General features: G+C 61.2%; 23 protein-coding genes. 19 read left to right on the plus strand and 4 right to left on the minus strand.

All coding sequences use genetic code 11. The annotated features are described in order from the left end of the window. The first annotated feature begins 85 nt into the window (after positions 1-85). The 13 genes from rarD (at position 86) to F474_RS02150 (ending at position 10,927) form a co-directional block, all read left to right on the plus strand. The gene (gene rarD / locus F474_RS02090; protein WP_097084185.1) at positions 86-970 is read left to right on the plus strand and encodes an EamA family transporter RarD; all 885 of its coding nucleotides are present in this window, start codon (positions 86-88) and stop codon (positions 968-970) included. Between the two features lie 148 nt (positions 971-1,118). Next, positions 1,119-1,730 (plus strand): paraquat-inducible protein A, encoded by a 612-nt coding sequence (locus F474_RS02095; RefSeq protein ID WP_097084184.1) that lies wholly within the window; start codon positions 1,119-1,121, stop codon positions 1,728-1,730. Further along, a complete protein-coding gene (locus F474_RS02100) occupies positions 1,723-2,337 on the plus strand; it encodes a paraquat-inducible protein A (protein ID WP_097084183.1) in 615 nt (204 codons plus the stop codon). Before F474_RS02095 ends, F474_RS02100 begins: the two co-directional genes overlap by 8 nt. Next, positions 2,330-3,994, plus strand: a complete 1,665-nt coding sequence (locus F474_RS02105; RefSeq protein ID WP_097084182.1) for an intermembrane transport protein PqiB — start codon at positions 2,330-2,332, stop codon at positions 3,992-3,994. The genes F474_RS02100 and F474_RS02105 overlap by 8 nt, the downstream gene beginning before the upstream one ends. Then, complete coding sequence (locus F474_RS02110; RefSeq protein ID WP_097084181.1) at positions 3,991-4,596, plus strand: membrane integrity-associated transporter subunit PqiC; 606 nt, start codon at positions 3,991-3,993, stop codon at positions 4,594-4,596. The genes F474_RS02105 and F474_RS02110 overlap by 4 nt, the downstream gene beginning before the upstream one ends. Before the next feature lie 66 nt (positions 4,597-4,662). Beyond that, on the plus strand, positions 4,663-5,004 hold the full coding sequence (locus tag F474_RS02115) for a copper resistance protein CopC (RefSeq protein WP_097084180.1): 342 nt from the start codon (positions 4,663-4,665) through the stop codon (positions 5,002-5,004). 124 nt (positions 5,005-5,128) lie between these two features. Further along, complete coding sequence (locus tag F474_RS02120; protein ID WP_165830252.1) at positions 5,129-5,863, plus strand: CopD family protein; 735 nt, start codon at positions 5,129-5,131, stop codon at positions 5,861-5,863. Then, positions 5,860-6,135, plus strand: a complete 276-nt coding sequence (locus tag F474_RS02125; protein WP_097084178.1) for a peptidylprolyl isomerase — start codon at positions 5,860-5,862, stop codon at positions 6,133-6,135. Before F474_RS02120 ends, F474_RS02125 begins: the two co-directional genes overlap by 4 nt. Positions 6,136-6,429: 294 nt before the next feature. Next, positions 6,430-6,678: a hypothetical protein gene (locus tag F474_RS02130; protein WP_097084177.1), complete on the plus strand. Its 249-nt coding sequence runs from the start codon at positions 6,430-6,432 to the stop codon at positions 6,676-6,678. Positions 6,679-6,775: 97 nt separating this feature from the next. After that, positions 6,776-7,264 (plus strand): cytochrome b, encoded by a 489-nt coding sequence (locus F474_RS02135; protein WP_097084176.1) that lies wholly within the window; start codon positions 6,776-6,778, stop codon positions 7,262-7,264. Between the two features lie 111 nt (positions 7,265-7,375). Beyond that, on the plus strand, positions 7,376-7,591 hold the full coding sequence (locus F474_RS02140; RefSeq protein ID WP_097084175.1) for a hypothetical protein: 216 nt from the start codon (positions 7,376-7,378) through the stop codon (positions 7,589-7,591). Between the two features lie 42 nt (positions 7,592-7,633). Beyond that, positions 7,634-8,554 (plus strand): class I SAM-dependent methyltransferase, encoded by a 921-nt coding sequence (locus tag F474_RS02145; RefSeq protein WP_097084174.1) that lies wholly within the window; start codon positions 7,634-7,636, stop codon positions 8,552-8,554. Between the two features lie 123 nt (positions 8,555-8,677). Further along, positions 8,678-10,927 carry a bifunctional diguanylate cyclase/phosphodiesterase gene (locus tag F474_RS02150; protein ID WP_256577680.1) on the plus strand — a complete coding sequence of 750 codons (2,250 nt, stop codon included), beginning with the start codon at positions 8,678-8,680 and terminating at the stop codon, positions 10,925-10,927. Here the strand turns inward: F474_RS02150 and F474_RS02155 are convergent. The 3 genes from F474_RS02155 to glsB all read right to left on the minus strand — a co-directional run bounded on the left by F474_RS02155 (position 10,885) and on the right by glsB (position 14,090). Next, complete coding sequence (locus F474_RS02155; RefSeq protein WP_097084300.1) at positions 10,885-11,802, minus strand: GNAT family N-acetyltransferase; 918 nt, start codon at positions 11,800-11,802, stop codon at positions 10,885-10,887. The two genes, F474_RS02150 and F474_RS02155, sit on opposite strands and share 43 nt — an antisense overlap. Next, entirely contained in the window at positions 11,789-13,045 is a 1,257-nt protein-coding gene (locus tag F474_RS02160; protein ID WP_097084172.1) for an EAL domain-containing protein, read from the minus strand. Before F474_RS02160 ends, F474_RS02155 begins: the two co-directional genes overlap by 14 nt. A 127-nt stretch (positions 13,046-13,172) precedes the next feature. Then, positions 13,173-14,090 carry a glutaminase B gene (glsB, locus tag F474_RS02165; RefSeq protein ID WP_097084171.1) on the minus strand — a complete coding sequence of 306 codons (918 nt, stop codon included), beginning with the start codon at positions 14,088-14,090 and terminating at the stop codon, positions 13,173-13,175. A 133-nt stretch (positions 14,091-14,223) separates the two neighbouring features. On the opposite strand from glsB, the gene F474_RS02170 reads away from it, so the two are divergent. From F474_RS02170 to F474_RS02180, 3 genes are all read left to right on the plus strand, one after another. Next, positions 14,224-14,763 carry a cytochrome b gene (locus F474_RS02170; protein WP_097084170.1) on the plus strand — a complete coding sequence of 180 codons (540 nt, stop codon included), beginning with the start codon at positions 14,224-14,226 and terminating at the stop codon, positions 14,761-14,763. Between the two features lie 264 nt (positions 14,764-15,027). After that, positions 15,028-16,119 (plus strand): D-alanine--D-alanine ligase, encoded by a 1,092-nt coding sequence (gene ddlA, locus F474_RS02175; protein ID WP_097084169.1) that lies wholly within the window; start codon positions 15,028-15,030, stop codon positions 16,117-16,119. 8 nt (positions 16,120-16,127) lie between these two features. Beyond that, positions 16,128-17,237 carry an FUSC family protein gene (locus F474_RS02180; protein WP_097084168.1) on the plus strand — a complete coding sequence of 370 codons (1,110 nt, stop codon included), beginning with the start codon at positions 16,128-16,130 and terminating at the stop codon, positions 17,235-17,237. Positions 17,238-17,298: 61 nt separating this feature from the next. On the opposite strand, the gene F474_RS02185 is transcribed toward F474_RS02180, so the two are convergent. Next, complete coding sequence (locus tag F474_RS02185) at positions 17,299-17,943, minus strand: HAD-IA family hydrolase (RefSeq protein ID WP_097084167.1); 645 nt, start codon at positions 17,941-17,943, stop codon at positions 17,299-17,301. A 364-nt stretch (positions 17,944-18,307) separates the two neighbouring features. Here F474_RS02185 and F474_RS02190 point away from each other — a divergent pair, with 364 nt between their 5' ends. From F474_RS02190 to F474_RS02200, 3 genes are all read left to right on the plus strand, one after another. After that, positions 18,308-19,510: an MFS transporter gene (locus tag F474_RS02190; protein WP_097084166.1), complete on the plus strand. Its 1,203-nt coding sequence runs from the start codon at positions 18,308-18,310 to the stop codon at positions 19,508-19,510. Positions 19,511-19,857: 347 nt separating this feature from the next. Then, a complete protein-coding gene (locus tag F474_RS02195; protein WP_097084165.1) occupies positions 19,858-21,516 on the plus strand; it encodes a nitrite/sulfite reductase in 1,659 nt (552 codons plus the stop codon). Beyond that, entirely contained in the window at positions 21,500-21,997 is a 498-nt protein-coding gene (locus F474_RS02200) for a DUF934 domain-containing protein (protein WP_097084164.1), read from the plus strand. The genes F474_RS02195 and F474_RS02200 overlap by 17 nt, the downstream gene beginning before the upstream one ends. The last annotated feature ends 10 nt before the right edge of the window (positions 21,998-22,007 follow it).

Raw genomic sequence — 22,007 nt, forward strand, 5'->3', positions numbered from 1 at the left:
GCCTGCGAAGAAATGAATGCCTTCGGCTATCGCTTGAGGTAAGGTGCCCGCCCGCTCTGTTTCAACACTTCTGCACGAGGTTCCTTTGCACAAAGGCATCATCGCATCGGTTGCTGCATCCGCCCTGTTTGCCACGATGTATTACTACACTTCCCTGCTTGCCCCGCTGACCGGCGAAGAGATTTTCGGCTGGCGAATGCTGCTGACCCTGCCCTGTGTCACGCTGTTTCTGATCACCACCGGTGACTGGCGGCTGGCTGTGGGCCTGCTGCGGCGCATTCGCGCAACGCCTGTGCTCCTTGTGGGCTGCATAGCCACGGCATCGCTCATGGGTGTGCAACTGTGGCTGTTCCTTTGGGCACCCCTGCATGGCCGCAGCCTGGAAGTCTCGATGGGGTACTTCCTATTGCCCCTGACGATGGTGCTGACTGGCAAGTTGCTGTGGAACGAACGCCTGTCGCGTTTGCAGACTGTAGCGGTATGGTTCGCAGCCATAGGCGTAGCCCATGAGGTACTGCGCCATGGCTCGTTCGCATGGGAAACCTTGGTAGTGGCACTGGGTTACCCGGTGTACTTCGTGATTCGCCGCCGCTGCCGCAACGACCATTTGGGTGGCCTTTGGGTCGATATGCTGTTGCAGGCGCCAGTTGCGCTGTGGTTCGTCTGGAGTGGGCCGCTGTCAGCCACCGACCTTGCCGAACACCCGGCCTTGTACGGTTTGATTCCGCTGCTGGGCGCCATCAGCGCGGCGGCCCTTGTCAGCTATGTCACAGCCAGCCGCAACTTGCCATTCTCGCTGTTCGGCCTGCTCAGTTATGTCGAGCCAGCATTGCTGGTCGTGGTCTCGCTGCTGCTGGGAGAAACCATCGGGGCTGATCAATGGCCTACCTATGGATTCATCTGGCTCGCCGTTGCCGTGCTGATCCTTGAAGGTGCACGCCATCTGGCCCGCCAGCGACGCCGTGCATGAAAGCCATGCGCCAAGGGATCGTTATGTGCGCTGCGCAATCAAAGCACCATCACCCCAATGGACAGCGGTGAGCCTATTGCCCAGAATGCAACGCCCATATGGATTGCGCACCACTGCGCCAGCCACAGCATTTGGCGAGCCAAGGACCATGACCATCGCCCCCGACTGGATCATCTGCGAGCATTGCGACACGCTCTATCGCGCTGCGCCACTGGCGCGCGGCCAGACAGCCCACTGCCGGCGCTGCAAGGCGGTGCTATGGCGTGCCCCCCGCTTCGACCTGCAACAGCAATTGGCACTGACGATCACTGCGGCGCTGCTGTTTCTATTCGCTAACTTCTTCCCGGTCATCAGCATTCGCCTGGAGGGGCTCGGAAATGCCGCCACCCTTTCGCAGTCAGTGCAGGCCCTGGCACGCGGCGAAATCACCCCCATGGCGGCGGTGACAGGGCTCACCATCATTCTTGCGCCCCTGTTGCAGATCGTGCTGCTGGGCTGGGTACTGGGATACGCGGTCACGGGCCGGGTGGCGCCGGGGTTCCGGGTGTGCATGCGTACCCTTGAACATTTGCGGCCCTGGAGCATGCTGGAGGTGTGCCTGCTGGGCATTCTGGTGGCGATCATCAAGTTAGGCGGCATGCTCGATGTGCACCCGGGGGTCGGCCTATGGGCCCTCGCTATGCTCACCGTTCTACTGATTCTGATCTCGGGCAAAGGCGTTCAACAGCTTTGGAAGCTCTACGAGGCTCGCCATGGCTGAGCTCCCGTTTGCCCGAGACCTGGGCTTGGTGCATTGCCATACGTGCTCCAAGGTATGCCCGCAGGCCGTTTCTCACTGCCCGCGATGCGGTAGCCGGCTTCATGCGCGCAAGCCCAACTCGATCGTACGTACCTGGGCCTTTCTGCTGGCAGGGCTCATTTTCTACATACCTGCGAATATGCTACCGGTGATGAACACACGCATGTTCGGCAACGCCGCCGAAAACACCATCATGAGCGGTGTGATCGAGTTCTGGAAAGGCGGTTCATGGGACATCGCGCTGCTGATCTTCTTTGCCAGTATCGTCGTTCCTTGCCTCAAATTTCTGGCACTGGGGCTGCTCTTGGTCACCTGCCAGCGCCGCAGTACATGGGCCATGCCCCAGCGTGCCAAGCTGTTTCGTTTTATCGAGTTGATCGGCTATTGGTCGATGCTCGATGTGCTCGTGGTAGCGCTGGTCGCTGCGCTGGTGCAATTTCAAAGCCTGAGCGCCATCACGCCGCGCCCGGGCATCCTGTTTTTCGGCGCAGTAGTGGTGCTTACCATGCTCGCAGCCATGAGTTTCGACCCCCGCCTGATCTGGGACGCAGAGGTAAACGATGAGTGATGAACAACGATCTCCGGCACCTGGCCTGCCGGAGGTGAAGCGGCGCCGCTTCAGCGTCTCACTGGTGTGGTTGGTACCCATCGCCGCCGCCGTGGTCGGCGTGATCATGCTGGTACATGGCACGCTGTCGGCCGGGCCGCAGATCAATATCGATTTCCAGAGTGCCGAAGGGCTCGAGGCCAACAAGACTCAGGTCAAATACAAGAATGTCGTCATTGGCCATGTGACCGACATCAACCTGGCGAGCGACCGCAGCCATATCACGGCGACCGTTGCACTCAACGCCTCCGCCAGCGCCTTCTCTTCGGAAGACACTCAATTCTGGGTGGTGCGCCCGCGCATCGGTGCCCAGGGTATTTCCGGCGTAGACACCTTGCTCTCCGGCGCATTCATCGGCGCCGACCCCGGCCGCTCGGAGAAAACCCGTCGGGACTTCACCGGTCTGGAAACTCCGCCACCCATTACCTATGGGCAGAAAGGCCGGCGGTTCAACCTTCATACCGATGACCTGGGTTCGCTGGACATCGGCTCGCCGGTCTATTACAGGCGTATCCAGGTCGGCCAAGTGATCTCCTATCGCCTTTCCGAAGACGGCAAAGGTATCGACGTACAGATTTTCGTTAACTCACCAAACGATAAATTCGTCACCGACGACAGCCGCTTCTGGAACGCCAGCGGCGTGGACGTGGCCTTGGGCGCCAGCGGCTTGAAGGTCAATACCCAATCCATGGCGGCAATACTCTCGGGCGGAGTAGCCTTCGTCGAGCCCAAGTACAGCCCTAATGCCAAGCCTGCCGAGCAGTGGCATACCTTTAACCTTTTCGACGACCAGGAAGCCGCGCTCGCCCCGCCCGATGGCGACGCGCGCTATATCAGCATGCGCTTCAATCAATCGCTGCGTGGCTTGGCCGTTAATGCCCCGGTTGAATTCCACGGCGTCAACCTGGGGCGGGTGGTGTCAGTCGACCTGGACTACGACCAGGACAGCAAGACCTTCCCAACCGTGGTAGGCGCAGTGATCTATCCGGCGCGGCTGGGCAAGGCCTACGAGAAAATACTGGCCCAGTGGGGAGCCGAGGACGACGCGCGTTCCGCCCAGCTGATGGCTGCCTTCGTCAAGCAGGGTCTGCGCGCCCAGGCTCGGAGTGCCAACTTGATCACGGGGCAACTGCTCATATCCCTGGACTTCGTGCCCAATGCCGCACCGGTGAAATTCAACATGGCGGCGCGCCCGTTGGAGATCCCCACCGTCCCTGGCAGCCTCGACAAGCTTCAGGAACAATTGCAGACCATGGTGGAGAAACTCGGCAAGCTGCCCATCAACGAAATCGGCGATAACCTCAACGGCAGCCTGGCTCAGTTGAGCAAAACACTGGGGCAGTTCAACGGCTCTACCCTACCGCAATTGAACCAGACTTTAGCGCAAGCGCAGAAAACCCTGGCCAGCGCAGGCAAAGCCTTGGGCGAAGATTCCCCGCAACGCCAGGAGATCAGCGACGCCATGCAGGACCTGCAGCGCACTGCGCGGTCGGTGCGTGCCCTTACTGACTTCCTGGGCCGCCACCCCGAGGCACTTATCAGAGGTCGCACGGGCCAAGGCAAGCCAGACGCCTACCATTCTTCAGACTCCAATTCCCGCGAGGTGGAACAGCCATGACCCTACAGACATCTCGCGTTGGTGCTTTGCTTGGCGCCCTGCTGCTGGCCGGATGCAGTTCTGTGCCGACACACTATTACACCTTGGTAGCAGCCGACACCGGCCCTAGCCCCGCGACGCCGCCCGGCCCGGCCTTTCAGCTGCAGTCGGTACGCATACCGGTGCAGGTCGACCAACCCTCTCTGGTGGTTCGCCAGAGCCAAGGTGACCTGGCCATTTTGGACAACGAACGGTGGGCCGCACCGCTGGCTGATGAATTTCACGACGCTTTGGCCGGCCGTCTCGAACAGGCACTCGGCGGGCGCGACCTCGCCGGCATGCCCAAACCAGCAGGGGTTGCACTGCTCAACATCCGCGCCGATGTGCGCCGCTTCGACTCCCTGCCTGGCAACTACGCATTGATCGATGTGGTATGGAGCGTCTCGCTCAACGGCGATCAGCCCCGTTCCCTGACTTGCGGCAGCCGATTGAGGGTCCCCGCCCAGGCATCGCTTGCCAGCATCGTGCTTGCCCATCAGCAGGCAATCGGGCAACTTGCCAACGCCATCGCAGGTACCGGCCGAGCGTTAGCGAATCAGGCACAGGCCACTTGCCCCCGCTGACCTGTGCGCTGGCGGCGCGCCAGAGCGGCTGGTAAAGTCGCGGCTCCCTCCGTTTCGAGACCTGCCATGAAGCTTCTGCCAACCCTGGCCTTGGGTATGCTTGCCGGTGTTCTGCCGGGCATCGCCTCGGCCCACGCGCATCTATCCGGCGCCTCCACTGACGCCAACCAGCTCAAGTTGGTGTTTTCCGAAGGCCTGGAAGCAGCGTTCTGCCAAATCAGCGTAAGCGACATCCAAGGCCGTTCGATAGAAACCCGAGCCCCCATGACCGCGCCTGACGACAAACGCGTGCTGTTGGTGCAACCCGCAACCGCCTTGCCACCGGGCGAATATGATCTGAAGTGGCGTGTTGTGTCGGTGGACACCCACGCCTCCAACGGTACATTTCACTTCATAATCAAGCCGTAACCCAATGACACTACTCGTTTTATTCAGGTTCGTACATTACCTCTGCCTGATGCTGCTATTTGGCGTATCGCTGCTGCGTCCGCGATTGGCGCCTACCGCCGCGCTGCAGCCGCTACGGCGGCTGATGGACCCTTTCCTTTGCTTGGTGGCGCTGCTGGGCTTGATCAGTGGGGTGGGCTGGCTACTGAGTACCAGTGCTGAATTCAGTGGCAGTTGGGCAGTGGGTGTTCAACCAGTAACGCTGCGTGAGGTACTGTTCAATACGTTTTTTGGCAAGGTATGGGGTGTGCACATCATCCTGTGCCTGATACAGCTGGTGTATTGGCGGATCCCCGGAAGGCGCTCTCACACGCCGGCCCTGGCGCTTTCGACACTGGCATTGGCAACGTTGGCGCCTGTCGGTCATGTGGCGATGTTCAGTGGGCCCCTAGCCAGTGTCATGGTGCTCAACCAGCTGTTGCATTTGGTAGCCGCTGGGGCATGGCTAGGCGGCCTTTTTTTCTTAATTTGGATGAGCTTTCTGCCGCAACTGATTGATTTTAAAAAATCAGTTAGAGCATTCAGCACGCTGGGCGTGCCGCTGGTGGCCGTCGTATTGGCCACAGGGGCGCTAAGCACACGCCTGATCACTGGCCAGTTTCTGCCTACCGGTTCAACTTTCGCCAGCGTATTGGCCCTCAAGGCGTTAGCCGTGCTGGCGATGCTTGGGCTGGCCTTTTATAACCGCAGGCAGGCCCGCCAGGAAGTGCCTCAAGGCTTGCGCCAGGCACTGATCGCCGAGGCGTTGCTGGGAAGCCTGGCGCTGTGGGCGGTTGCGTGGCTGGGCACATTCCCCCCCGGTCCGATGGTGGCCTCATGAAAGCTCAAGCGAGGCATATCCTCGTAGCCACGGCTGCGCAGGCCGAAGCGCTCAAGCAGCGTTTGGCCAAAGGGGAAGCATTTGATGTATTAGCCCGCAAATTTTCACAATGCCCCTCCGCCAAGCGGGGAGGTGATTTAGGTGAGATTCGCCCGGGCCAATTGGTACCTGTGATCGACCAAGTAATTTTCAAAAAACCTCTGCGTTGCGTTCATGGGCCCATCAAGAGCAAATTTGGCTATCACCTTGTGCAGGTATTCTTTCGAGGGTAAGCGCGAATGTGCGGGCCTTCCAAGCCAGCCCACAACCAGCAGCGCCTATGAAAAATCAGAAAATCTCCTAAAAACAACAAATTAAACGGTACAGATCAAGTAAATTGTCAGATCCATCGTATAACGCATTGGGTAGCCGGTTATCCATCTCGTAAAAGCCAAAAAACCATGGCATTTCAGCTAATTACGGCGAGTTTTTCAAAACCGACTGTCGATTCAGCTTGCCAGCGGGCCAAGTGTTTTAGATGATCTATCGAACTACCCGCACACGCAACGGAGGCGCAGCGGTTTCACATGAGCCAGAACAAGCCTGAACTGAGCCTTAAACGCGATCTACAGGGTGTGGCTTCAGACCTGAAATGGTCTGTGGTCGAGCTTTTGCAAATTGCCAGGCGCCTTGAAAGCAACGGTAACCTTGCGGATGCTCAGGGCCTCAAACGTATGGCCGAAGTCTTCCAGCGCGATGAAGCACAGCTGAACGAATATGCGGAAGCGTTGAAGGAAGGCCGGCTGCTGTGTGAGGCCACCCCTCCCTCGGCTTGACCTGCGTCACAGCTGCGGCAATTGGCCACTAACCGCATTGCGCAAAATGCGCGAAGGGGTGAAAATGCGAGGCGTTTTCATTCGCTCGTGACCCTCCATGCCGCCCCGTTACAGCCCTTTGCGCCGTGCGCTGCACTGGCTCTCTGCCCTGATGATCCTTTGGGCCACCCTCAGCGGGTTTGGAGCCCTGGCCCTAGCCGCAGACGCACCGTTGCGGCTTTGGGTCGAGCAGTTCAACCCACAGGTCACCTCTGTGTTCATTCCATTTTTCGCATGGCGTTGCGTGCTGCGTTGGAAGGCCGCAGCAACCGACGACAGTGAGCGAGTTGCCCATGTCGTTCACCTTGCCCTATACGGTGTGACCGGTGCAGTACTGATCACAGGGGTGCTGATGATGTCGCATCCGGTGCGGATGTTCTCGCTGTTCACGCTTCCTGAGCTGATACACGACAGCGCCTGGCTTGCCCGCCTGCATCAATGGCACCACGCGGCCTGCATGGCGCTGGCTGCACTGGTATCGCTGCATGTTCTCGCTGTGGCCTGGCACCACCTTAACGGGCGGCGCGTGCTGGCGCGCATGTTATAACAGGCGATTTATCCCCCTCGGCTTTGAAAAAAATCTTCCATAGACTAACCTGTCTTTCCGCTTGCGGTTCAGCGTCTCGCTTGAATACCCCAACCTCAGGAGGAATTTCCAATGGCCAACTCGATAGCCGCCCTGTTTCTCAACGCTGTGGTGTGCGCCGACACCGCCCACAGTGTCTGCATGCCCGCGCAGTTCGTTTGGGCTGCCCCGAAGTCGGTGGCTGAGCGCCGCCGGGCGAGCAGCTGCGAAAAGTTCGCCGAAACCCTCAACCACGCGCAGCAGGATAAAACCATCTTCTATCGCTGTGAGCAGCAACGCGGCGCCTGATTTTGCTATCCTGCGCGCCCTTTCCAGACTGCTGCGCTTTCGATGAACCATGCCGTGCTTGACCTGTTCGATGCCCTTGTATCGCCACAGCTGGCTGACCCGCCTGCCGAAACCCGCCGCCTGTTGCACGGCCGTGGGCGGCGGTGGCCGGGCCTGGAACAAGTCAGTGTCGACTGGCTTGAGGGCGTGCTTGCGATCTCGCTGTTTCGTGCGCCCTCCGATCTGACAGCGTTTAGCCAGCGGTGCCTTGAGATCGCAGCTCGCCAGCCGCTGGTCGAGGCCGTTCTGCTGCAGCTACGTTACCTGCCAGGCGCGCCTAGCCAGTGGCTGGCCGGTGAGCCAAGGCCAGAAGCGGTGGTGCATGAGCAGGGCATGCGTTATCAGCTCAGCCTAGGGCAGGCGCAGAACAGCGGGTTGTTCCTCGACATGCGGCTGGGCCGGCAGTGGGTACGTGAGAACAGCAACGGCGCCCGCGTGCTCAACCTGTTCGCCTACACCTGTGCATTCTCGGTATGCGCCATAGCAGGCGGCGCCGAGGCCGTGGTGAACCTGGACATGGCGCGCGGGCCACTGGCGCGTGGCCGGGAGAACCACCGGCTCAATGGCCACGACCTTTCTCGGGTCAGTTTCCTGGGCCATGAACTGTTCAGGTCATGGGGCAAGCTAACCCGCTTGGGGCCTTACGATCTGATCATCATCGACCCACCTACCTTCCAGAAAGGCAGCTTCGTGCTGGGCCAGGATTACGAACGCATCCTGCGCAGGCTGCCCACTTTGCTCAACCCCGGCGGCCGAGTATTGGCCTGCATGAATGACCCCGCGTTGCACAGCCACTATCTGGTCCAGTGCATGGCCGAGCATGCACCGCAACTGAGGTTCGTCGAGCGAATCGGCAACCCACGAGAGTTCGCAGACAGCGACCCCGAAGGGGGCCTGAAGGTACTGAGTTTCTGCCTTGCATAGCCGACAAACTGCATTGCAGCAAAAGGCCAGGCGGCCGATACCTCTGGAATGAAACCATCACGCCTTTCATCCGCGGCCTCACCCCGCTCCCCCCGCCTCGCCTCACCCGCTCAACAGGGGTCGGTGCGCAGCTGGGGAATCTGGGCACTGCCAGTGGGTATCGCCCTGGTGGGCTGTGCCTTGTCAGTGTGGGCCAGCCTGCTGGACCTGCGCCACGAGCGCCAGGAACAGTGGGCTGAGGTGCACTTGCAATTGAGCGCCGTAGTGGCCCGCGCCCACGACGAAATTCGCACTGTCTACAGCGAAACCGAAGGTGTACTGCAACTGATCAATGTAGACGGTGATATCTCACCGAGGCACTTCCATGGCATGGCCGAGCATGTCATGGTCAATGTTCCCTATATCCGGCACCTGGCGATCGCGCCGGACGATGTGATTCGAGACATCTACCCCCTGGCCGGCAACGATGCCGCCCTCGGCCTTGACTACCGCACCCTGCCTGGCCAATACGCCAGCGTTCGTCGTGCGCGAGCGTTAGGGCAGACAATCCTTGCAGGCCCGGTGCAATTGCGCCAAGGCGGTATGGCGTTGATTTACCGGCGGCCAGTGTTCGTCAGTGGTCATAGCGGGCACCTTCGCTACTGGGGCACCCTTGGGATCATCACCGACATCGAAGGGTTGTTGAGGGCCGCTGGGCTGCTGGAGCATCCACAGCTTCGGCTGGCAGTTCGCGGTGGGGATGGCAAGGGCGCTCAGGGTGAGCTGATACACGGCCAAGCCCGCCTCTTCGACGAGCCCAGTGCCCGCGCACCGCTGGACGTTCCGGGTGGCCAGTGGGAGATAGCCGCACAACCCATGGCTGGCTGGGAGCAGAGCAACCTAGGCAGTTCTCCGCTGTTTTGGGTGTGCATGGTCGCCACGTCCATTCTCACGGCCTTCGCCTTGGCGTTGAGCCGGCAACACCTCCAGGCTCGCCGCCGCAACTTGGAGTTGAGCTACGAAATCACTGAGCGGGAAATCGTCGAGGCTGAGTTGATCCGCCAGGCCCATCACGATGCCGTAACCAGTTTGCCCAACCGCGTACTGTTTCAGCAGCGTTTGGCGCACAGTATCGAACAAGTGCAGCGTCAAGGCGGTTTCATGGCGGTGCTGCTGCTGGACCTGGACTGTTTCAAGGAAGTCAACGACACCCTGGGCCATAGCCAGGGCGATGACCTGTTGGTGCAAGCCAGCCGCCGCTTCGCCGAGCACATCCACCCTTGGGATACGCTGGCCCGCCTGGGCGGCGATGAGTTCGCTTTCATACTTGACCGCCTGAACCATCCCAGCGATTCGATCCCCGTGGTTCAGCGCCTGCTGCAGGCTGCCGCACGCCCTTTCGTACTCGGTAGCGACACGGCGTTGGTCAGCGCCAGCATCGGAGTTGCCATCTGCCCGGCCGACGGCGCGAGCCCGCTCGAACTGCTTCGCCATGCCGACACCGCGATGTACGGCGCAAAAGAAGCTGGCCGCAATGACTTTCGCTACTACCAGGCCTCCATGACCACTCGCATCCAGGAACGAGTGGCTATGGAACATGCGCTGCGCCGCGCGCTGCAGCGCGATGAATTCGAGCTCTGGTATCAACCCCGAATTGACCTCGCCAGCGGCCGGGTACAGGGCGCCGAAGCGTTGCTGCGCTGGCGCGACCCGGCCCAGGGGCTGATCTACCCCGACCTGTTCATCCCCGTGGCCGAACGGACCGGGCTGATCGTCCCGATTGGCCAGTGGGTCTTGGACAACGTGTGTGTCCAGCAGCGCCGCTGGCGTACACGGGGAGTGTTCGAAGGGCGTATCGCGATCAATGTGGCCACTCCCCAGATCGAGCGTAGCGACTTTGTCACCAGCGTCTCACGTGCTCTGCAGTTGCACGGGCTACCGGCTCACAGCCTGGAGGTGGAAGTTACCGAGAGCTTATTGATGCAGCACCAAGACCTCGCCTGCCAGGTCCTGCATCAGCTACAGCGCCTGGGTGTGCACACGGCGATCGATGATTTCGGTACCGGTCACTCTTCGCTGGCCTACCTCAAGCTGTTGCCAGTCAATCACCTCAAGGTCGACCGCGCTTTTGTAAAAGACCTGCCAGGCGACAGCACCTATGCTGCCATTACCCAAGCGGTCGTTGATTTGGGAAGAGCACTGGGGTTCGAGGTGACCGCCGAAGGCATCGAAACTGCAGAGCAGTGGGAACATCTGCGGGACATCGGTTGCCAGAGCGGCCAGGGGTACTACATCGGCCGGCCCATGCCGGCGGCCGATTTCGAACAGTGGCTGGCACGCTATGGCACCTCTCACCGCCAATCGTCGAGCAATAACACCGTCTCGCCATCGTAACCGGCGCCGCGGTGCATGCTGACGCCCAGGATACGGATGCTGAACCCTGCCTCCAGCAACCAGCGATACGCCCGTAGCCGGCCGGTGTTCACACCCAGCATCAACTGCCGCGCCGAATGCTGAGCGGCCAGCGCCTCGCATTGCTCGATCAACCTGGCCAGGCTGCTTGCATCGGCGCCGGGGCGAACCGCTGCGAAACGGACGTAACAGACATCCGGCCCCGCCTCACACCGCTCCCCATAGTGGCAGATGGCGAAACCGTCAGAGGTAGCCACCACCGCGCCGAGGCCATGCTGCTGCACGGCGAGGATCTCACCTTCAACTTCCAGCCCTAGGCTGATGGCTTCGGTGATGTTGCGGCAATGGGCTTGCAGCGCTGGCAGCTCCCCCTGCCACGCGGGGTTGGCAGCCACGACACTGCCACTCAGTGGGCGCACCATTACCGCGGCCAGGCAGCGTGGCCAAAACCCAAAGTGTTGGTACAACCCCAGGTGACGGGGGCTGTCAGGGAAGGTAAAAAGCCCAGCGTGGACGCAACCCCATTGGTCGATCAGCCCGGTGATTCGTGCCATCAGTTGCTTGGCGATATCCTGCTCCCAGTACGCCGGCGCCACGGCCACGGGGCCGATGACAGCATGCTCGCCCCAGCGCACCACGCAGGCCACCCCCACCAGCGTTTCGCCGGCTCGAGCCTTGAACCAGTGGCTGTGGGGCGCATGCCAACGGCCGCTGACGTAGTCTCGCTGGTCCCAGAACTCTCCAGGCTCGGCTTCACCCAACACATGGGCGAAGGCCTCGCGCACCAGCGTGCGGGCAGCCGGCAGGTCTACGGCTTGCAGATCTTCCACCTCGACCGAGCTTTCAATGCGAGGCATGGCAATGCACCAGGTCAGGCAGCGGGCGCCGCTGCTGACCGGCCAGGGCACAGGCGGCACTCAATGGCATTGGCCGGCCCAGCAGAAAGCCTTGCACGTTATCGGCGCCAAGCTCGCGCAGGGCTTCCAGCTCGCTCACCCGCTCCACACCTTCGGCAATGACGGTAGCTCCGGTCTCGCGGGCGAACGCCATCAAGGCGGAAGCCAGCGCTCGCCGCTGAGAATTCTCATCGATGCCGTGGGTCAGGCTCATGTCTAGCTTGATCATGTCAGGGCTTATTTCCAGAATGTGACGCAAACTCGCGTACCCGGCACCGGCATCGTCGATGGCAATGCGCAGCCCCCGTGCGCGCAGCGGTGCCATGGCCCGCAGCAGCTGAGCGTAGTCGGCGACGATGGCATGCTCGGTCACCTCCAGCACAAGACGGTGTGCCGGGTAGGGAGCAAGCAAGGTATCAAGCCGGTCACAGAGGAACATCTCGGGCGAACAATTCAACGCCAGGTACGCCGAGCCTGGCAGCTGGTCGAGGCCTTGAAGGGCCAGTTCGATGGCCTTGGCCTCCACCAAGGTTCCCAACCCAGCGTCGGCCGCTTCCTTGAACCAAAGATCGGGGCTGCGCCGTGGCTCGCCACTGAATCGCGATAAGCACTCCCACCCCACCAGCGCCCCGGTTTCCACGTTGAAAATCGGCTGGTACACCACTGACAGATCACTACCATCCAGCACCCGGCTAATGTGCCGATGCTTGCGCAAGCGCTCGCTCACCCTGCGCAGCTCAGCATCGAGGCGTTCTGCGATCAGTTCGGCAAACACCTTCATCATCTGGAGATCCCGCTCGGTAAGGCTGGCATCGGGCTGGGCAGAAAAACAGCACAAGGTCCCATAGACGCGGCCATCGCCAAGCAAAACAGGAACGCTCACATGTGCCCCGATCGGCAGCGCCTGTGTCTCGGGAATCGCGAGCGCGGCTGGCACCAATGATGTGTCAGGGATCAACTGGGGGAGCTCGCCGGCGACCACTTTCTGGCAGTACCCCGCTTCCATGGGGAGACTGTCGCCTGCCTGCAGCAGCCCGGGCAGGTCGGTGTCAACATTCGTGAAGACCCGGTCATGCCCGCGGAACTGTGAAATGAACGCCACATCCATGCTCAAATGCGTGCGCAGTGCATGCAGCACCCGATCAATGCCGCTGGCTCCGGAAGACTGCGCGCTCAAGGAAACCACGTGGGTGAACGACGACATGCCACGACCTCCTGGTAACGTGAAAGTCCGTGTACAGAGAGTAGAACGGCGAGATGGAGTTTTCGATGCCTGCGGTGGCTACGCAGGCACCTTTCAGACCAAATGCAGGGTTTGGATCCCTCACTGCCTAGCTACGAGCAAAGACCGAGGCCCCAATTGCATCACTGAACCGCTCCAGGGCCGCCATACCGGCCAGGGAATTGCCCGAGGCATTGAGCTCCGGTGACCATACGCATACCGTATAGCGCCCCGGCACCACAGCCAGAATGCCACCCCCTACCCCGCTCTTGCCCGGTAAGCCAACCCGATAGGCGAAGTTGCCGGCTTCGTCGTAGAGGCCACTGGTTGCCATGATTGCATTCACTTGTTGGGTCTGCCTGGGAGTCAACACCTGCTCGCCGGTGTGCGGGCAGGCCCCGCGGTTGGCCAGAAACGCGAAAGCCCGTGCCAGCTCCTGGCAACTGATCGCCAGCGCGCAATGGTGGAAATAGCTGCGCAAGACAGCATCGACATCGTTGTGGAAATTGCCGAACGACTGCATCAGCCAGGCCATGGCAGCATTGCGGGCACGGTGCTGATATTCGGACTCGGCTACCACAGCATCTGCAACTACCTGCCCATTACCCGATAGCCGGCGCACGAAATCCCGCATCGACAAGGTCGGGGCGGCAAAGCGCGACTGATTGATGTCACAGATGACCAACGCCCCAGCATTGATAAAAGGATTGCGGGGTCGGCCGCGCTCGAACTCCAGCTGTACCATGGAATTGAACGCCTGCCCGGAAGGTTCGTGGCCCAACCGCGCCCATATTTCCTCACCCGAATGCTGGATTGCCTGCACCAGGCTGAATACCTTGGAAATGCTCTGGATCGAAAACGGTGTATTCGCGTCGCCGGCATGCCACGCCTGACCGTCGACGGCCTGCACGGCGATGCCCAGTTGGCCTGGCGGCACCTTGGCCAGCGCGGGAATATAAGTGGCCACATGGCCTTGGCCGATCAACGGCCGCACCTGTTCGAGAATATCGTCAAGCAACGCTTGCATGGAACACCTGTCTCAGACACCGAAGCGGAGTCAGGGCTAGACGCCTGATGCCCCCGGTTCATCACATCGGCAGTTGCGCCGCAGCCGCGCTTCTGCGAAAACTGCGCTCATCGCGCCACCTGAGGGAACCAGCATGGCCATCGCACGTTACAACGGGGTCGCCCAGGCCCTGCATTGGTTGACCGCCGCTGCGCTCTGCGGGGTGCTGCCTTTCGTGTGGGTCGCGGAAAACTTTCCCCCTGGCAGCACGCGCGTGTTCTGGTACCTGCTGCACGAATCTACCGGCATCATGGTGTTCTTGCTGGTGCTGCTGCGCATCACTTGGCGCTGGCGCCACGACTCGCCCCCGCCGCTGCCGGGCACGCCCCGCTGGGCGGAGTGGTTCGCGCACCTCAACCATGCCTTGCTCTACCTGATTCTGCTGGTAATGCCCATCACCGGTTACATGATGGCTGGCAACGGCAGACCGGTGCCGGTTTACCGGCTGTTCTCATTGCCTGGCTTTCCGACCCACGATGCGCTCGGGCAATGGGCAAACCAGGTGCATGTAGCTGGGCAGTTCGTACTTTATACCCTGGTTATCCTGCATGTCGCTGCCACAGCCTGGCACGTGGCGGTGCGCCGAGACGGCCTGCTCGAGCGCATGTTGCCGCCCCAGCGCCCCCGCGACTGAGGCAGAACGGGAAGGCCGGGGCGGTGATATAGTGGTGTCACTTCAAATCCCTTTGCCTGCCCTGCGGAACGCTCCCTGGATGACTCCACCTCTCCATTCCCATCCCACCGTGGTATCGCTCAGCCCTGCCGGGTGTTCTGGCCGGTGGCTACACCGAGTTCATTGCCGCACCGCCACTGGAATCAGTGCGCACTGGCCAACCCCTTTCCCAACAACAACTGGCGCAGGCGGTGCACCGGGTGTTGCGCCCCATCGAGGTGAGTGATGAGTAACAAAATCCGTGTCGGCATCGTGTTCGGCGGCCGCAGTGCTGAGCACGAAGTATCCCTGCAATCGGCCCGCAACGTTCTCGAAGCGCTGGACCGCGAGCGTTTCGAACCGGTGATGATCGGCATCGACAAGCACGGCCATTGGCACTTGTGCAGCACTGCCGATTACCTGCTCAACCCCGGTGACCCAGCCCATATTGCCCTGAACCCCAGCCACCGCGAAGTCGCCCTGCGTCCTGGCGACACCCGCCATTCCCTGGAAGAGGCCGGGGCGCCCCATGCGCTGGCCAAGGTCGACGTGCTGTTCCCTCTGGTGCATGGCACCCAAGGGGAGGACGGTTGCCTGCAAGGCCTGCTGCGCATGCTTGACCTGCCCTTCGTCGGCTCCGATGTGCTGGGCTCGGCGATCTGCATGGACAAAGACGTCGCCAAGCGCCTGCTGCGCGAAGCGGGCCTGCCGGTCACCCCTTCGCTGACGGTTCGCCGCCATCGCTCCATCAGCTTTGCACACGCACAGGCGACCTTGGGCATGCCGGTTTTCGTAAAGCCTGCCAACAGCGGCTCCTCGGTAGGCGTAAGCCGCGTCGAGGATGCGCCCAGCTTCGAGGCTGCGCTGGCTGAAGCGTGGCGCTACGACGACAAACTCTTGATAGAGGCCGCCGTGCAAGGCCGTGAGATCGAGTGCGCTGTGCTGGGTAATGAATCGCCAGTCGCCAGTGGTTGCGGTGAGATCGTCATCGGCCAGGGCTTTTACTCTTACGAAACCAAATACATCGATGATCAGGCTGCTCAAGTGGTAGTGCCAGCGGCAATCGACGAGGCGGCCAGCAAGCGCATACGCGCGCTCGCCTTGCAGGCATATGAGGTGCTGGAGTGCACGGGCCTGGCGCGGGTGGACGTATTCCTGCAGGCCGACGGCCAGGTGCTGATCAACGAGCTCAACACCCTCCCCGGCTTCACTCGCATCAGCATGTACCCCAAGCTGTGGCAGGCCGCCGGGCTGAGCTATACCGAGCTGGTCAGCCGCCTGCTTGACCTGGCACTGGCGCGCCATCAGGGCCGCCGCTTGCTCGCCACCAGCCGCTGAGGGGCCCGATGATCAACCGCCACCTGCCTCCTCTGCTACGCCGCGCGCTGCGCCCCCTGCTCGACCCCTACCGGCGCTTTCGCCATGCCCGCCTGATCCACGCCTTGCGGGTTTCGGTAGGGTTGGTGGCAACCATTTTGCTCACTACTGGCATCCACTTGCCCCACGGCGAGTGGGCTTCGGTGACCATGTTGATCGTGATCGGCGGGTTGCAGCACCATGGCAACATTCGCCGCAAGGCCACCGAACGCGCTTACGGCACGTTGATCGGCGCGGCCATTGGCCTGGCGATCGTAGTCCAGCAAAGCTACTTGGGCTGGCACCTGCTCACCTATGTGCTGATGTCATCGGCGTGTGGCTTCTTCGCCTATCACGCCATCGGCAAGGGCGGCTATACCGCGTTGCTGTCGGCCATCACCGTGTTCATTGTCGCAGGTCACGGCGACAACCCGATGTCCGACGGCCTGTGGCGCACGGTAGACATCCTGATCGGCAACGTGCTGGCGCTGGCGTTTTCCTTTGCCCTGCCGCTGTATGCGGTGTATTCCTGGCGCTACAACCTGGCAACCACCCTGCGCGAATGCGCGGCCGTGCACGGTCGCATCGTAGCAGGCGATGGGGTCACCAGCGACACGCACCTCAAGCGTATGCGCAAGCTCAGCGCTTCGTTGGTGCAATTGCGCGGTTTGATGGCCTCGGTGTCCAAAGAAGTGCATGTGTCGCAGACCGAGCTCGACGCGCTGCAACGCAACCTGCGGCTTTGCATCTCGATTCTTGAGATCCTTGCCGATACCCGCCCGGCCGGGGACGACGCTTCAGCCATGGAGGCGCTGCGCCAGTCATTGCAAGTGGAACACAGGTTCGTCCGCCGCCAGTGGATTGCCATGGCACGGGCCTTACGCGATGGGAACAGCGAGCGCCTGCGGCGCAGCGGCGAGCCGTATGGTGACCTGCAAGCCCAGGCCGACTACCCAGCGCTCGACGGCTATCGGGCGCTGACCCGCCAACTGGTGGCCAACGTCGACGACATGCGCCAACGTTTGGCCAAAACCGCGCCGCGCTGGAGCTTCTCGCACCTGCCCCTGGCTGGCGAACCCGAGGATCGCCCGCCTGCCTGAGCGCGTGCTCATCGGCAACAACGGCAGCATCAACACCTGGTGGCCAGGCGCGTGCGAGCCCTCAGGCAAGGCAAGCGACGCGCGCAGCCACTTCTTGATAGTCCCGCGCGCGATGAAACTGAGGCAGGTGCTCAAAGGCCGAAAAATCGTCCTCGCCGTAACCGATAACCTGGCTACCCGCCGCCAGCCCGGCCTCTACACCTGCGTGGCTGTCATCGATCAACACGCACTCTTGAGGTGTCAAGCCCATCACCTGGGCAGCGGCCACGATCAGGCCAGGGTCGGGCTTCCATGCCTTGACCTCATAGGCACTGACGATACGCGCATCGAAATGCTCCAGCAGGCCCGCCTGCCCGAGGCAGGTCTGGATCTTCTCCATCGGGCCGTTGGACGCCACGCATTTGTCCAGGGCCAAATCACGCACGAACTCCAGCGCTCCCGGCATCGGGGCCAGCCCCGTCTGGAATACTTCCAGGCTTTGCCGGCGGAACTCGCTCATGAACGGCTGCGCATCCAGCTGCGGGTGCTCCTGGCACAACTGCTCGACGAACAATGCGAACTGGACTCCGCGAAACCTGCGCAGCACCTCCGGGCTGTCCATTTCAACGCCCCACTGCAACAACTGCTGGCTCAACAACTGCGCGGCGACGCGCTCGCTGTCCACCAAGGTCCCATCTGAATCGAATATCACGCCGCGTATGGCCATGCCGTGCTCCTGTGATCAGCGTTGAACCGGGCGTGTGACCGGCAAATCATTCAGAAAGTCCGTTCACCTTGAAAACCCAGTCTATTGGGTAGTGGCCCTTCTGGCCTGCATTACCACTATTGCAGGGCCCAATGGTCTACAGCAACCGCCGCGGTATCACGGGATACTCGAAGGATGTTTGCACTATCAAGGCCGAACAAGACCCGTGTGCCTCCGGGCCCTCAGTTTTACCCATCGGTTGCGCCGTGCCGGTACAGCACAAGCGTTATTTATTCCAATGAGTAATGCATTGAATTAAAAACATGAATTTCATTTATACAGAAGAGTGGCGTAGCGTTGGCTTTCCCTCTTGCGGAGCTCGGCCATGCCCGATTCAGACAGCAACCCTCATTGGCGGCGCAACCTTGCCGTGTGCGTCTTCGGCTCGTTCACTACATTGATTGCGATGACCCTGCTGCTGCCTTTTCTACCCCTGTACGTTGCCCAGCTCGGCGTTCATGATGCCTCCGCCGTGGTGCAATGGTCGGGAGTAGCCTTCGGCGCCACCTTCTTTTCGGCTGCTTTGACCGCACCATTATGGGGGCGGCTTGGTGACCGTTACGGCCGCAAGCTGATGCTGATCAGGGCCAGCCTGGGGATGGCGATTGCCATGTCATTGATCGGATTAGCCCAGGACGTATATCAGTTGGTAGCCCTGCGCTTGCTCGCAGGGCTGCTGGGCGGATATGCGTCCGGCTCTACGATTCTGGTGGCTACGCAAACGCCCAAAGGCCGTTCGGCGTGGGCATTGGGTACGCTGGCGTCCGGCGTAATGGCCGGCAATGTCGCCGGGCCTTTGATAGGCGGTATGCTGCCACCACTGATCGGCATTCGCGGCACCTTCCTGCTCGCCGGTGGGGTCATCTTCATTGCCTTCCTGGCTACCGCCTTTCTGTTGAAGGAGGAGCCCCGCACTCGCTCGAATGCAGCCGCCGTGACAGTATCTGCTGCTGAGCTGGCGCCGGTCGTTAAGCGCCAGGTATGGATCATGTATGCCACGGCGGCCATGCTGATGTTCGCCACGCTGTCGATCGAGCCTATCATTACCGTTTACCTGCAGGCCCTAGGCGCCGAGCCCCTGACTCTGATGGCAGGGCTCGCAATGGCAGCGACAGCGTTGGGCAGCATTCTGGCCGCTCCTCGTGTAGGCAAGCTCGCCGACCAAGTGGGGCACTGGAAAACAGTTGCCGCATGCCTGGCGCTGGCAGCCGCTACCGTTGTGCCCCAGGCGGTTCTCACCAATAGTTGGCAACTGATCGGGTGGCGATTCGTCATGGGTTTGGCCTTGGGGGGCCTGCTCCCATGCGTGGCAGCGATCATCCGCCACAGCGTGCCCAATGCACTGGCAGGCAGAATGCTCGGCTATTCGACGTCTGCGCAGTACGCAGGCCAAGTACTGGGCCCACTCGCCGGTGGCTTCATCGCCGGGCACATCGGCATGCGCGCGGTATTCGCGCTTACCGCGCTGTTGATGATGATCGCCGCCGGTATGGTATTGGCCGCCAGGCCCCGGCCGGCAGTGAGCTGAATCAGCCGTGGCCGAACCAATAAACGGCGGCCACGGCCACCATCATGACTAAAAAGGCAGTCGCCCAGGCGTCGACATGATGGCTGGCCTTGCGAGGTTTCACGGGATGGCTCATGGTGGTGCCCTCATTGTGGGTTGTTATCAATGGCACTTTCGTACCAGTGAAGGCCAACCTCGGCATTAACACAAGGTAATGCGCCAAGCGGATATAACCTTCTTAGAGCTTTTAGTTCTTTGGATATGCCAACTGGCGGCTTTAATGAATATGTAAAAAAGGGTATCTTCCCCGCCGCTCTGCGAGGAGTGCGCGGCCGTGCGCGCAGAACCCGCCTGAAAACAGGATCCCTATGTACGTTTACGACCAGTACGACCAACGGATCATCGAGGACCGCGTTAAGCAGTTCCGTGACCAGACCCGCCGCTACCTGGCAGGTGAACTGAGCGAAGAAGAATTCCGCCCGCTGCGCCTGCAGAACGGCCTGTATATCCAGCGTTTCGCTCCAATGCTGCGCGTGGCGGTGCCCTACGGCCAGCTGACTTCGCGCCAAGCCCGCATGCTGGCGAAGATCGCGCGTGACTACGATAAAGGCTATGCGCATATCAGCACCCGCCAGAACGTGCAGTTCAACTGGCCGGCGCTGGAGGACATCCCGGATATCCTCGCTGAGCTGGCGACGGTTCAGATGCATGCCATCCAGACCAGCGGCAACTGCCTGCGCAACGTGACCACCGACCAGTTCGCCGGGGTAGCCGCTGATGAGGTCGTGGACCCCCGGCCGTGGTGCGAGATCGTGCGCCAGTGGACCACCTTCCACCCCGAATTCGCTTACCTACCGCGCAAGTTCAAGATCGCGGTGAACGGCTCGGCCGCCGATCGTGCGGCCATCGAAGTACATGACATCGGCCTGGAGCCGGTGCGCAACGCCGCAGGCGAGCTTGGGTTCCGGGTACTGGTGGGCGGCGGCCTGGGCCGGACCCCGATCGTCGGTGCGTTTATCAACGAATTCCTGCCTTGGCAAGACCTGATCAGCTACCTGGATGCGATTTTGCGCGTCTACAACCGCTATGGGCGCCGGGACAACAAGTACAAGGCGCGCATCAAGATCCTGGTCAAGGCGCTCACCCCGGAAGTGTTCGCCGAGAAGGTCGAAGCCGAAATGGCCCACCTGCGTGGGGGCAGCACCACCCTGACCGAAGCTGAAGTCGAGCGCGTCGCCAAGCACTTCGTCGACCCTGACTACAAAGCCCTTGCCGACTGCAGTGCCGAGCTTGCCGCGCTCGACGCCGAGCACCCGGGTTTTGCCCGCTGGCGCTCGCGCAACGTGCACGCTCACAAGCGCCCCGGCTATGCGGCTGTCACCTTGTCGCTCAAGCCCACCGGCGTAGCGCCGGGCGATGCTACCGACAAGCAGCTCGACGCCATCGCCGACATGGCCGACCGTTACAGCTTCGGTGAACTGCGTACCTCCCACGAACAGAACATCATTCTCGCCGATGTCGAGCAGAGCCAATTGCACGCACTCTGGCTCGAGGCCCGCGAGCAGGGCTTCGCGACGCCCAATATCGGCCTGCTGACCGACATCATCTGCTGCCCAGGCGGTGATTTCTGCTCATTGGCCAATGCCAAGTCCATCCCGATTGCAGAGTCCATCCAGCGCCGTTTTGACGACCTGGACTACCTGTTTGACATCGGCGAGCTTGACCTCAACATCTCCGGCTGCATGAACGCGTGTGGCCACCACCACGTGGGCCATATAGGCATTCTGGGTGTAGACAAAAAGGGCGAGGAGTTCTACCAGGTATCGCTCGGGGGCAACGCCGCCCGCGACGCAAGCCTGGGCAAGATCCTGGGCCCCTCCTTCGCCCAGGAGCAGATGGCCGATGTGATCGAGAAACTGATCAACGTCTACGTCGAAAAACGTACCGAAGATGAGCGCTTCATCGACACCTACCAGCGAATCGGCATCGAACCTTTCAAGGAGCGCGTCTATGCAGCGAATCATTAAGAATGGCCAAGTGGTAGACGAAACCTGGCACTTGCTCCCCAAGGACGCCACGCTTGACGTGCTGACCAACTGCGACGACTACATCGTGCCGCTGGCCCTCTGGCGTGAGCATGCACATGCTCTCAAAGCCCGCGACGGCGGCCTGGGTGTCTGGTTGGACAGCGACGAAGAAGCCGAGGAAATCGGTGAGTGCGTGGGTGAGTTCCAGGTCATCGCGCTGAACTTCCCAGCGTTCACCGATGGGCGCAACTATTCCAATGCGCGGCTGTTGCGGGATCGTTACCAGTTCAAAGGTGAGCTGCGGGCCATTGGCGATGTGCTGCGCGATCAGCTGTTCTATCTGCACCGCTGTGGCTTCGATGCATTTGCCTTGCGCGCCGACAAAGACCCCTACGAGGCGCTTGAAAGCCTCAAGGATTTTTCAGTGACGTACCAAGGTGCCACGGACGAACCCCTGCCGCTATTCCGCCGGCGCGGTTGAGCACACCAGG

Origin of the sequence: Pseudomonas sp. URIL14HWK12:I12, assembly GCF_003097135.1 — a bacterium.
Classification (GTDB): Bacteria; Pseudomonadota; Gammaproteobacteria; order Pseudomonadales; family Pseudomonadaceae; genus Aquipseudomonas.